This is a genomic window from Victivallis sp., assembly GCF_048170485.1.
Lineage (GTDB): Bacteria > Verrucomicrobiota > Lentisphaeria > Victivallales > Victivallaceae > Victivallis.
In genome coordinates, this window is the sequence record NZ_DBEXAY010000288.1 from 1 (window position 1) to 12,715 (window position 12,715).

General features: G+C 64.3%; 9 protein-coding genes. 6 read left to right on the top strand and 3 right to left on the bottom strand.

Annotation, left to right across the window (positions count from 1 at the left end):
* Positions 1-90: 90 nt before the first annotated feature.
* The gene (locus tag ACMLHG_RS14770) at positions 91-513 is read right to left on the bottom strand and encodes a hypothetical protein (RefSeq protein ID WP_417170997.1); all 423 of its coding nucleotides are present in this window, start codon (positions 511-513) and stop codon (positions 91-93) included.
* On the opposite strand from ACMLHG_RS14770, the gene ACMLHG_RS14775 reads away from it, so the two are divergent.
* Positions 490-1,335, top strand: coding sequence for an ABC transporter substrate-binding protein (locus tag ACMLHG_RS14775; protein ID WP_417170998.1), 846 nt, complete (start codon positions 490-492; stop codon positions 1,333-1,335). The two genes, ACMLHG_RS14770 and ACMLHG_RS14775, sit on opposite strands and share 24 nt — an antisense overlap.
* A gap of 55 nt (positions 1,336-1,390) precedes the next feature.
* Here the strand turns inward: ACMLHG_RS14775 and ACMLHG_RS14780 are convergent, their stop codons facing one another.
* Positions 1,391-3,931: an ATP-dependent Clp protease ATP-binding subunit gene (locus ACMLHG_RS14780; protein WP_294437375.1), complete on the bottom strand. Its 2,541-nt coding sequence runs from the start codon at positions 3,929-3,931 to the stop codon at positions 1,391-1,393.
* Positions 3,932-4,039: 108 nt separating this feature from the next.
* Between ACMLHG_RS14780 and mnmA the strand changes: the two genes are divergently transcribed.
* Complete coding sequence (gene mnmA / locus ACMLHG_RS14785) at positions 4,040-5,125, top strand: tRNA 2-thiouridine(34) synthase MnmA (protein ID WP_417170999.1); 1,086 nt, start codon at positions 4,040-4,042, stop codon at positions 5,123-5,125.
* Complete coding sequence (locus ACMLHG_RS14790) at positions 5,115-5,549, top strand: 23S rRNA (pseudouridine(1915)-N(3))-methyltransferase RlmH (protein WP_417171000.1); 435 nt, start codon at positions 5,115-5,117, stop codon at positions 5,547-5,549. Before mnmA ends, ACMLHG_RS14790 begins: the two co-directional genes overlap by 11 nt.
* Before the next feature lie 18 nt (positions 5,550-5,567).
* Here the strand turns inward: ACMLHG_RS14790 and ACMLHG_RS14795 are convergent, their stop codons facing one another.
* Positions 5,568-6,536, bottom strand: a complete 969-nt coding sequence (locus ACMLHG_RS14795) for a LacI family DNA-binding transcriptional regulator (protein WP_295809891.1) — start codon at positions 6,534-6,536, stop codon at positions 5,568-5,570.
* Positions 6,537-6,765: 229 nt separating this feature from the next.
* On the opposite strand from ACMLHG_RS14795, the gene ACMLHG_RS14800 reads away from it, so the two are divergent.
* Genes ACMLHG_RS14800 through ACMLHG_RS14810 form a run of 3 tightly spaced genes read left to right on the top strand, consistent with a single transcriptional unit; the run spans position 6,766 to position 12,595 of the window.
* Positions 6,766-7,722, top strand: a complete 957-nt coding sequence (locus ACMLHG_RS14800; protein WP_295809888.1) for a glycoside hydrolase family 130 protein — start codon at positions 6,766-6,768, stop codon at positions 7,720-7,722.
* 2 nt (positions 7,723-7,724) lie between these two features.
* Positions 7,725-9,680 (top strand): hypothetical protein, encoded by a 1,956-nt coding sequence (locus ACMLHG_RS14805; protein WP_417171001.1) that lies wholly within the window; start codon positions 7,725-7,727, stop codon positions 9,678-9,680.
* A complete protein-coding gene (locus ACMLHG_RS14810; protein ID WP_417171002.1) occupies positions 9,677-12,595 on the top strand; it encodes a DUF5107 domain-containing protein in 2,919 nt (972 codons plus the stop codon). Before ACMLHG_RS14805 ends, ACMLHG_RS14810 begins: the two co-directional genes overlap by 4 nt.
* Positions 12,596-12,715 lie beyond the last annotated feature (120 nt).

Sequence of the window (12,715 nt, forward strand, 5' to 3'; positions counted from 1 at the left end):
ACAGGGTATGATCCCTCCTGGGTTAACGCCATGAACCAGAAGGAGCATGTCAGATTCAAACCCGCGCCCATGAAAAAACAACACCGTCTGTCACTCTTCGGGAAAAAATCCGATGACACAGCTCACCGGCCGGCGCCACAAATCGTCGAATGCCCCCGATGCGGCTCCCGACAGTTCTGCGCAGACAAAAGCGGAATCAATTTCACCAATGCCGTCATCGGCGGAGCACTGTTCGGCGCCGTCGGTCTCCTGGCCGGACTGCTCGGCAAAGATCAGGTCACCCTCACCTGTCTGAACTGCGGTCATACGTGGAAACCGGGCAGAAAATAATTTTTGCACGAAAAACCTTCCCCGGTTCCGGGAAATGACGCCGGGGATACTTGAAAAATCCCCGCTGCCGAGGTATAGTTTCCCCGTCGCCGCTTCGGGAAGCAGCGATGCGGAATCACTCCGGAACAGATCAACTTCAATCGGGATTCTCTCTTTACCGTGGCTCGGATTCACTTCTTTCATTCGCTCCGGCGGACATGGCTCCTGCTGTCGCTCCTCGCCGCGCTCCCCCTCGCCGCCGCAACAGAATCCGGAACGCCTCCCCGGCGGATTCTCTCCACCACCACCGCCGGAACCGCGCTCCTCATCGAACTCGGCGCCGCCGGTGAACTCGCCGCCATCGACCGCTACGGCAAAATCGTCCCCGGCACCGAACACGCCGCCGAAGTCGGCCGCGGCAGCGCCCTCTCCGCCGAACGGGTCCTGCTGCTCGAAATCGATCTCGCCGTCATCTGGTATTACCAGCACAGCCTGCAATCCCTCTTCCGCCGCATGAACATCCCCACCTTCATCGTGCCGCCGCTGCGCTGCGACAACTATCCCGATGTGGTCGAGGCGCTCGGGAAACGGATCGGACGTGCGGAAAAAGCGGCGGAACTCGCCGCCAGGTTCCGCCGCCTCATCCGCGAGCTGGAGCAAAACGCCCCCGCACGCCGCACCCGCGTCTATCTCGAACTCTACTCCCCCTGCCGGAGCGCCGGCAACGAATCCTACGCCGGCGACCTCCTCCGTCTCTCCGGCGGCGAAAACGTCGTCTCCTCCCTGCAGCGCTCCGGCACCGTCTCCGCCGAAGCGATCATCCACGGCGATCCGGAAGTGATCTTTGTCGTCGACGGCTTCACCTCCCCCGATGAACTCGTCAAACGCAGCGGCTGGGGCGAAATCTCCGCCGTCCGCAACCGGCGGGTCTTCACGATCGATCGCAAATACCTCGTCCCCGGCTACGATCCGGCCGGCGCCATCCGGGAGATGTCGCGGCATCTTCACTCCCCCCGGAAACAGTGAGCCGCCCCCTCCCCTCTCGGGAACGGGACGGCTCAGTTTGCTCTATTGCGCTGTTTTATTCAGCGGAATCGCTCTTCTTCCGGCGGGATGGCTTCTTCTCCGCCTCTTCCGGGAAGAAGAGAATCTTCTGCTGATCCAGCTCCACCCGGACTCCCGTCGCGTGCTCGAAGCTCCCCCGCAGCAGCTCTTCCGCCAGCGGGTCCTCGATGTAGCGCTCGACCGCCCGGCGCAGCGGACGCGCGCCGAACTCCGGCTCATACCCCTTCGAAATCAGATACTCCTTGACCTCGTCGGAGAGATGCAGTTCGAGCTTCCGCCCCAGCAGACGCTCCCGCAGCTTGGCAAGCTCGATGTCGACGATCCCCATCAGATCCTTGCGGTCCAGACTGCGGAAGACGATGATGTCATCCACCCGGTTGATGAACTCCGGCTTGAAGAACTTCTTGGCGATGCCGAGCAGTCGCTCGTCGTTCTTCCGGGTCTCGGCGAGCGTATCGCCGCCGAAGCCGAGCGGCGCCACGCCACGGGCGATCTGTTCGGCCCCCACGTTGCTGGTCATGATGATGATCGTGTTCCGGAAATCGATCCGGCGGCCGAGCGTATCGGTGATCCGCCCCTCCTCCAGAATCTGCAGCAGCATGTGCATCACATCCGGATGCGCCTTCTCGATCTCGTCGAAGAGCACCACCGAATAGGGATGACGACGGACCTTCTCGGTCAGCTCGCCCCCTTCGCCGTGCCCGACGTATCCCGGCGGCGAACCGACCAGCCGCGAGACGTTGAACTTCTCCATGTACTCGGACATATCCACCTGAATCAGCGCGTCGGCGTCGCCGAACATGAACTCCGCCAGCGCCTTCGCCAGCAGCGTCTTGCCCACGCCGGTCGGCCCGAGGAAGATGAACGAACCGATCGGACGGGCCGGATTCTTGAGGTCGGCGCGCGAACGGCGCAACGCCCGCGAAATCACCTCCACCGCGGCATCCTGCCCGATCACCGTCTTGCGCAGCTCCTCCTCCATGCGGAGCAGTTTGGCACTCTCGCCCTCCTGCATCTGCTGGAGCGGCACCCCGGTGAGTTTGGCGACCACCGCCGCAATATCGGCGCGGGTGACCGGCGTGCGCTTCTCGGAGCACTGGCGCTTCCAGTTCTCCTGCAGATCGAGAATCCGCTGACGCAGTTCCCGTTCGACATCCCGCCACTTCGCGGCGGCTTCGAAGTTCTGCTCGACGATCGCCGCCTCCTTGTTCGCCTTCGCCGACTCGATTTCGCTCTCGATCGAAGCGGTGTCCGGCGGCGGGACGACGCTGCTGATCCGGGCGCGGGCGCCCGCTTCATCCATCACGTCGATCGCCTTATCCGGCAGAAACCGCCCGGAGATGTACCGGTCGGAGAGCCGCACGCACGCCTCCAGCGCGCCGGGACCGTATTCGACATGATGATGCTTTTCGTAGGTCTCCTTCAGCCCTTCGAGAATCCGGATCGAATCCTCGATGCTCGGCGGATTGACCATCACCGGCTGGAACCGGCGCTCCAGCGCCGCGTCCTTCTCGATCCCCTTGCGGTACTCGTCGAGCGTGGTGGCGCCGACGCACTGCAGTTCGCCGCGCGACAGCGCCGGTTTGATGATGTTGGCGGCATCCATCGCGCCTTCCGCGCCGCCCGCGCCGACGATGGTGTGCAGCTCGTCGATGAACAGAATCACCTTGCCGGAGTTGCGCACCTCGTCGATCACCGCCTTGATCCGCTCCTCGAACTGGCCGCGGTATTTGGTCCCCGCCACCATCAGCGGCAGGTCGATCGCATAAATCATCTTGTCGGCCAGCAGGTCGGGCACCTTGCGCGCGACGATCGCCTCGGCCAGCCCTTCCAGAATGGCGGTCTTGCCGACCCCCGCCTCGCCGATCAGCACCGGATTGTTCTTCGTGCGGCGGCAGAGCACCTGAATCACCCGTTCGATCTCATCCTTGCGGCCGATCACCGGGTCGAGCTCCCCGCGGGCGGCGAGGTCGGTCAGGTTGCGCCCGAAGGCGTTCAAGGCGGGCAGTTCCGCGCCGTTTCCGGCCGGTGCGCCGCCGGGAGCGTTCCCCTGCGGCGGCAGCGGATTCTCCGGCGCCTCCTCGCCTTCGGGCAGGTAGTCCGAATCGAGCGTCTTGATGATCGCCTGGCGCACCTCTTCCGGATTGACGTTGAGATTTTGAAGAATGCGCGCCGCCTGGCTCTCCCCTTCACGCAGAATCGCCAGCAGCAGGTGTTCGGTGCCGATGAAGTTGTAGTTCATCGCCGCCGCCTCCCGCGCCGCCAGCACCAGCACCCGCTTGAGCCGGGGCGTGAGCGGCAGTGCGCCCGAGGTCTTGGTCTGACCGCCGACGCCGCAGCACTTCTCCACCTCGATTCGAAGCTGCTGGAGATTGAGCCCGAGCGATTTGAGCACGTTCACCGCGACACCTTCGTTGAGTGCGAGAATGCCCAGCAGAAGATGTTCGGTGCCGATATAGTCGTGATTGAACCGTTCCGCCTCCTGTTTGGCAAGCAACAGAATCTGCCGCGCCCGGGGCGTCAGGTTGCCGAAATTGTTTTCTTCCTGATTTGCCATGATTGCACCTCCTCATCGATACCGGTAATATACAGTGCAAAACCGCGTTGTCAATCTTGAAATCCGGCACGTCGCGCGGCATATTAAAAAAAAGGAACCATTCAGCATATGTCGGATAACAGAAAAAAAGCGGTCGCCGCACTCTCCGGAGGCGTCGACTCCTCCACCGCCGCCGCACTCGCGCTGGAGGCCGGGTACGAGGTCGTCGGCGCAACGTTGCGGCTGCGCCACCCGGACCCGGAATTTTCCGCCGCTCAGGTGTGCGCCTCGAAAAACGACGAAGCCGCCGTCGAACAGGTCTGCCGGACACTGGGAATCGCCCACCGCTATCTCGACGAATATCCGGCATTCGAAGCGGAGATCCTCCGCCCCGCCGCCGAAGAGTACGCCGCCGGGCGCACCCCCAATCCCTGCTGCCGGTGCAATCCCGGAATCAAGTTCGGCAAACTGATCGAATTCGCCCGCTCCATCGGCGCGGAACGGATCATCACCGGGCACTATGCGAAACTTTCGCGCCGCCCCGACGGCGTGTGCGAACTGCGCCGCGGCGACGACCGCCGCAAGGATCAGAGCTACTTCCTCTACCGGCTCGGCCAGCGGGAACTTGCCATGGCGGAGTTCCCGGTCGGCGCCATGGAGAAGGAGGCGGTCCGCGCCGTCGCCGCCCGCTATGGCTTCGTCACCTCCGACAAGCCGGACAGTCAGGACGCCTGTTTTCAGGTGCCGGGCGAATGCTTCAGCGAGACGCTCCGGAAGCTCTGCCATCTGCCCGCCCGGCCCGGCAGTTTCCTCTATCGCGGCAAGATCGTCGGCCGTCACTCCGGAATCCACCAGTACACCATCGGCCAGCGCAAGGGGCTGAACGTCGCGCTCGGCGTCCCCGCCTACGTTGCGGCGATCGATCCGGTTTCGGGGGACATCACGCTGGAAACCGCCCCGGAGGCGCTCCTCTCCGCCAGTTTCGTCCTCCGCGACCTCCACTGGCAGTCGGGGCGTGCGCCGGAGGATGACGGGCCGCTCCAGGTGCAGATCCGCTACCGTTCTTCCGGCGAACCGTGCCGGCTCGAACAGTTCCCCGGCGGCTGCCGGGTGTTTCCGCTCCGGCCGCTCCGCGCCGTCACGCCGGGGCAGTCCGCCGTCTTCTACCGCGATGATCTGCTGCTCGGCGGAGGAGTGATCGACCATGCTGATTAAGATCGTCGTCATCGGCCGGCTGAAGGACCGCGCGCTTCAGGCGCGCTGTGACGAGTTCGCCAAGTGGCTCGGCCCCTATGCGAAACTCGAAATCCGGGAGCTGCCGGATTCCACCGTCGAGCGGGAGGGCAAGGCGATCCTCAAGGAGCTCGACCGGGAGCGGGGCGCCGTCGTCGTGCTTTCGGAAGAGGGGCGGGAGTTCACCAGCACCGCCTTCGCCTCGGTGCTCGGCAATTTCAACCGCAAAGTGGTTTTCGTCATCGGCGGCCCCTACGGGCTGGATCCGGCGGTCAAGGCCCGCGCGGAGCTGCTCTGGTCGCTCTCGAAACTCACCTTCACCCACGAAATCGCCCGGTTTCTGCTCTTCGAACAGCTTTTCCGCGCCAGCTCCATTCTCCGCGGCGGCAGTTATCACAATCCGTAGGGAAACTTCCGCTCCGGTTCAGTTCCGCGGCGGCATGGCGACGGAGGCCCGCTCGTTGAGCCGGCAGGGCACCAGCGTATCCTTGCCGACCTGCCCGCCGCCGATCCGGCACTCGAGCGTGTTGAGAGCACAGCGGGCAAGCGCCGGAAAATCCTGCCCGATCGTGGTCTGCGGCGGGTCGAGGTATTCGGAAACCTCCGCCATCTCCCAGCCGATCAGCGACACCTCCTCCGGCACTTTGACGCCGCAGTAGCGGAGCGAATTCTGCACCGAAGCCGAACGGCTTTCCCCCGTGCTGATCACCGCCGTCACGCCGGCGTCGAGCAGCTGGCGGACCGATCCATGCAGTTTCCAGCGGACGTCGCCGGGGTGGACGATGAACTCCTCGCGGCTCTCCAGATTGAAGCGCGCCAGCTCCCGTTCAAACGCGGTTTTCCGGGTGTTGTTGCTGTAGTCGGAGAGGGTGCCGTTGAGAATCAGTCCGATTCTCCGGTGGCCGAATCCGGCCAGATGCCCCACCGCCAGCGACATCGCCTGATCCTCGTCGGAAAAGACCGAATAGACCTGATCGATATGCCGGGCGGAGTCGTTGATGCAGACCAGCGGCACCGCATTGCTCCGCCCGACCCGTTCGGCCAGCTGGCAGCCGAAATCGAACGAGAGCATCCCGGCGAGCGACCGTTCGTCGAGAATGTGAAGCTGATCGGAGGAGACGATCTCCAGCGGCCTCCCCCGCTCCGCCGCCTCCAGCCGGATGGCGTTGAGCAGGTTGATCGAATACCAGCGCAGCTCGATATCGGATTCCGGCAGAATCACCGCGATTGTCCGCCCGGCGGTACGCGGCGCGTAGCCCAGTTCATTGGCGATCCGGAATATCTCCGCCGCGCGCTGCGACGAGATCTGCCCGGTGTGATTCAACGCCCGGGAGACGGTCGACATCGACACGCCGGCCCGTTCGGCAATCTCCTGAATTCCAGCGGATTTCACAATCTCTCCTCACAATGTCCATTGCTGTCGTCCGGAGGAAGGAAGCTCCTCCGCTCGTGATTCAAAATACTCCGGATGTTCGAAGATTTCAATCCAATTTGCACAGATTTGCACAGTTCTTGCTTTTTTTGCTCGGCGATTTTCCGGAAAAGAGTTGCCATCCGGACCTGAAACAGGTACACTATTTTCAGGCAATCATGGTCCGAAAACAACGAGAAAGGGAAATACCATGCCGCAGTATAAGTCGCAACTGGTCCGCTTTGCGGGGAATCCGCTCTTCCGGGCGGAGGAGTTTCCATACGGAATCGCCGATCAGGTGTTCAATCCCGGTCAGGTGATGACGCCGGACGGACGCACCATCCTGCTGCTTTCCGTCCTGCCGCGCGGCGAACGGCTCGCCCGCTGTCACGTGGCGGAGAGCACCGACGGCATCCACTTCACCATCCACGAAAAGCCGCTCTTCTCCGCCGACGACACCGCCTTCCCCGGGCTGGACAACCACCCGATCGACTGCCGCATCACCTGGTTCCCGGAGGATGACTGCTACTACATCATCCGCCCGGGCGGCGACGCCGACACCGGCACCATCGCCTTCCTCTACCGGACGAAGGATTTTCTCACCGCCGAACCGATCGAGATCGTGGCGATGACCCACAACCGGGTTCCCTGCCTCTTCCCGGAGAAGATCAACGGCCAGTACGTCCGCCTCGACCGCCCCTACAGCGCGGGAGCGCCCTACGAAAAATCCTTCGCCAACATCTGGCTGTCGCGTTCGCCGGACCTGATCCACTGGGGAGAACACCGGCTGGTACTCCGGCGCAACTGCACCCGCTGGTGCAACCTCAAGGTGGGGCCGACCGTGCCGATCCGCACCGAAAAGGGGTGGCTGGAGATCTTCCACGGCGTCCAGCAGTGCTTCTCCAGCTGGCGCTACAGCATCGGCGCGGTGCTGCTCGACCTCGAAAATCCGGAGAAGGTGATCGGCCTCATGAACAGCTATCTGCTCACCCCCGAAACCGACTACGAACGGTTCGGCGTCGTGCCCGACGTGGTGTTCACCACCGGCGCGGTGGTGGAGCCGAAAAGCCGGGAACTGCGCATCTACTACGGCGGTGCCGACACCTGCGTCAACCTCGCCACCGGCAACCTCGACGAAATCGTGGAAAACTGTCTGAAAGGAATTTGAAGATGGCTGAACCACTGACTCTGGGAAACCGCTTCTGGCAGGTGGAGTTCGACCCCGACTCCACAACGCTGACGCTGACCGACCGCGTGAGCGGCGCCGTGTGGCAAAGCCGGCATCCCTTTCACTTCAACTACGGCGATTTCTACGATTATGACCTTGCCGCCCACTGCCGAATGCGGACGGATGTGGAAAAACAGCGCCTCACCATCCGGTTCGACCATTTCGACTGGTGGGCGCGCTATCCGGGGAGCGGCTACCGCAAGCCGGATCCGGGGCCGGAACTCGAATTCGAATTTACTGTGGAACTCGACGGCGAAACCGCCCGCTTCCGCACCGCGCCCATCGCCGGGATGGATGAGGAGCCGTGCCGCGTGACCTTTCCGGACAATCTCGTTGAATGGGAGTGCTGCGAAGCCGCCTCGCTCGTGGTTCCCTGCGGATTCGGTTCGCTCTTCGAGTTCCCCCGCAGTGACGCCTTCGAGTTCCGTTACGGATTCTGCAACGATCACAACGGCATGCCCTTCTACGGCGTGATGCGGCGGGATTCCGGCGGCATCGGCGTCATCATCGGCGATCCCCTCGACCAGCACTCGGAATTCGGCTGGTCCACCCGGCAGAACGGCCGGGGATTTTACCGCACCACCTGGGAGTTCAACCGGAGGTTCGCAAACTATCCGCGCGAACTCCGTTTCCGGGCGTTCGCCCCCGGCGACGGCTATCTGGAACTCGCCAAATACTACCGTTCCGTCGTCCGGAAAGAGGGGCGTTTCCACCCGCTCAAAGAGAAGATCGCCGCCCATCCGGAGGTCGAAAAACTGGTCGGTGCGGTGATCTGGAAACACAACGTCTATTCGCAGAAACGCCTCCCCAACGGCGTCAAACACGGCCCCAGCTACTACCTGGCCGCCCCCGGCCTCAACCAGATCGAGCAGGAACCGAACAACTGGACCGCCTACGAGGTGTTCGACAAGGCACATGAAGCCGGTTTCGACCGGGTCTGCATCTACAACACCGGCTGGAACCGTTTCGATTTCGATGACGGATACCCCACCCGGCTGCCCCCCAATCCGAAACGGGGCACGCCGGAGGAGTTTCATCTGGCGGCGGAGTACGGCTGGTCGCTGTCGGAGGGGTACCTCTATTCGATCCACGACAACTACCGCGACTGCTACGCCGATTCCCCGGAGAACCACGAGGAGGACCTCGCCCGGAAACCGGACGGCGCCATCCTGACCGGCGGCATCTGGCGCGGCGGCCGCGCCCGGCTGCTCTGCACCTCGCAGAGCCGGAAATACGCCGAACGCGACCTGCCCGGCGTGGCGGCCATGCTCGGCCGCGGCAGCATCTACACCGACGTGTTCGGCTGTACGCCGCTGGAGGAGTGTTATCACCCGGCCCATCCGCAGAGCCGCCGCGACGACGCCGCGTCGCGCCTGAGCACCATGCATTTCCTGAAGGAGACCTTCGGCTCGCTCGCGACGGAGGGCAGCCCGGCGGAGATCTATCTTTCGGAGGTCGATCTCGGCGCCTACGGCTCGATCGGATTCCCGGCGACGCTCCCCCGGACGCTCTCGCCGCTGCCGGTCGCGGTGCCGCTCTGGCAGCTGGTCTATCACGATTCGGTGCTCAACTACGTCGCCGAAGGCGGATACACCACCGAGCGGTTCCGGATTTCCGGCGGCGACTATCTCGCGTTTCTGGCGCTCTACGGACTGCTGCCCACCCAGTTCGACGAGAAGGAGCTCTACCTCTCGCGGACAATGCGCGAAGCCTACACATCGGAGATGGTCCGCCACGAATACCTCACTCCGGTCCGGGACGGGTTCCGGGCGGTGGCGCATTCGCTCTTCGGCGACGGCACCGAAGTGGTCGCCAACTTCACCGATTCTCCATTCCTGTATGAAGGGCGCGAAACGCCGCCCCACGATTTCATTCTGTTCAAACGAGGTGAAAAATGAATCCGGTTGCCATCGAACACACGACACTCGCCCTCCCCTGGTACGCTCCCGGCGACGACGATGTCGAACCGGCACTGCTGGCGGAGTTCACCCCCCGCCGGGCGCCGGTCTACCCCTACACGCTCAGCGAAGTGATTCAGTTCGGGAAGGAGGAGCGCATTTTTGAAGCGCTCACTCTGGAGAACGAATTTCTCAAGCTGACGATTCTGCCGGAGCTGGGCGGCCGCCTCTACTCCGCATTCGACAAGCTCCACCGTCAGGAGATGTTCTACCGCAACCCGGTGATCCGCCCCGGCCTCTTCGCGGTGCGCGGCGCCTGGCCCGCGGTCGGCGTGGAGTTCAACTTCCCCAACAGCCACAACGCGCAGACGCTGGAAAAAGTGCAGTGCCGCACCGCCATCCATCCGGATGGTTCCGCCTCGGTGACCGTCGGCGATCTCGAACTGGTCAGCCGGATGGCGTGGGCGGTCACGATCACGCTCCATCCCGGCGTCGCGGCGATCGACATCGAGACGAAGCTCTGCAACCCGACCTCCGATCCGCACCGCTTCTACTACTGGATGAACGCGGCCTGCCCGGTCTGGGAGGAGTCGGAGTTCATCTTTCCGCCGACCACCCGGCGGCTGCTCACCCACCCGCCGATGGATGCTTCGCGTCTCGACCGGCTGGACTATCCGATCCACCGCGGCGTCGACGTGAGCCGGTTCGGGAACATCCGCCAGCACTTCCCGGTCTTCGCCGAGTCGATGCACGAGGACTTCTTCGGCATCTACCACCACAGCCGCAACTTCGGCGTCGTTCATCACGCCGACCACCGCCTGGTGCGCGGGCGCAAGATCTGGACCTTCGGCTGTGCCCGCGACGGCCGGGTGTTCATCGATCAGCTCTCCGACGACCATCTGGACTACTGTGAACTCCAGACCGGCCCCTTCTCGCTGCAGTCCGACTACCGGCTGCTCGAACCGGGGCGGACGCTGATTCAGCGCGACCGCTGGTTCCCGGTGGCGGAGACCGACGGCTTCAACCTCGCCGGCCGGGACTTCGCGGCCCGCTTCGACCGGGCGGGAAAGAGTCTCCGCTTCCAGCCGGTGCGTGAACTCGGGCCCCTCACCGCCCGTCTGCTCCGCAACGGAACCGTCGTCGCCGAACAGGAGTTCCGCTCCGCCCCCGGCGGTGTCACCGAACTGAAATTCGCCGACACCGCGGCATGCGAAGTCGAAATCCGCGACGCGGCGGGCGGTCTGCTCGGCCGCAGTGAACTCGACACCATCTTTCCGGAACCCGATGCGCCGGCCGCGCCCCCCGTCTCCGGACGCGAATACCGCCTCGGCGTCTATGCGGAGGAACAGGGGCGCAACGGAGAAGCCGAACAGTACTATCTTACCGGAGCGCCGCACGATCCGGAGTGCGCCGTCGCCGCCGCTCGGCTCGCCGCGATGAGCGGCCGCTCCGACGAAGCGGCAAATCGGCTCGAACTCGCCCGTCCGCTCCCGCCGGAGGGGAAACTTCTCCGCGCCCGGCTGGAACACTCTCCGGACAGCCGCCTCGCCCCGCTGCTCGACACCGAAGCGCTGCGCGACCGTGCCCTGCTGGAGATCGGCATCGGCTGTCTGCGCGAACGGCGGTTCGAATCGGCGGTGGAGATCCTTTCCGCGATGCATCCCACCGGCCGCGGCCTCGCCCTGCTCGCCGTCGCCGAACGTCATCTGGGGCGGGACAACACCGCCACGCTCGAACAGGCCGACGCCTCCTTTCCCTTCACTCCGGTCGTCTGGGCCGAGAGCGGTTCCCGCCGGGCAGTCAACGGGGAATTCCTCCTCGAAGCGGTCTGCGAGTACCTCAACTGCCGTCTCTACGAAGAGGCGTACCGCCTCCTCGACCGGATGCCGGAAGCTCTGCCGATCGCGCCCTACTACCGCGCCTGGCTGGCCGACAAACTGGGACTCCCGGTGGAACTGCCCGGTCCGCAAGAACCCTGGGAGAAACAGTTTGCCTTCCGGGTCGAGGAGATCGCCATTCTCCGCTTCGCGCTGGAACGCAATCCGCAGGACGAAAACGCCGCTTATCAGCTCGGCTGTCTCTACGCCGGTCTGAACCGCTGGAGCGAAGCGGTTCCGCTCTGGGAAGCGCTCCGGGAGAGACACCGTGCCGCCGCCCGGCGCAACCTCGCCCTCTACTTCTGGAAGATCGCCGGCGACACCACCGCCGCGGAACGCTGTTACCGTGAAGCCGCCGCGGCCGCTCCCGGCGGCCGGACGCTCAGCGAATTCTCCCAGCTGCCCGGTGCGGCGCCGGAGACGCTCCTGCCCCTGCTGGAAGCGGGCGTGAAACATTTCCCCCGCGACTGCCGCGTCAAACTCGCCCTCGCCCGGACCCTGCTTGCGGCAAAGCGTCCGGCGGAAGCGCTTGCGGTGATGGAGAACAACCGCTTCGTGCTCTGCGAAGGGAAGGTCGCCGCCCGCGGCATCTTCGAAACCGCCTGTTTCGCCCTCGGAGACGACGCGATGAAACGCCGCGCATTCGACGAAGCGGCCCGCTGGTACCTGAAAGCAACCGAATTCCCGGAAAACATCGGCATCGGCCGCCCCTCCGGCAACAAATCCGCCAAAGCGTACCGGCTCGCCGCCGAAGCGCTGGAAGCCGCCGGAAAACCGGCCGAAGCCCGCCGCGCACTCGATGCGGCCATGGCGGAGGGCGAGTGGATCGATTTCGAATTCTTCCCGCTCCGCAACGTCGTCTGGGAGTCGCCGGAAGCGGGAATCGATTTCGACTACTGGATCAACCTCGCCAACCGCGCCCTCGCCGCCGAACGGGGCGGAAATCCGGCGCTGGCGGAGACGCTCCGCCGGAGAATCCGGACCTTCCGGCAGCATCTCGAAGCGGAAGGGCGGGAAAGCTCCTGGCTCCGGGCCTGAGCCGCAGAGAGAGGCATTCCCCAACCGCACCCGGCCGTTCCGCGTTTCCCGCGGGGCGGCCGGTTTTTTGTCTGCCGCGAAAAGAACGGCGCGGAAGTTGAAAAATCCCGCGGCGGCAGT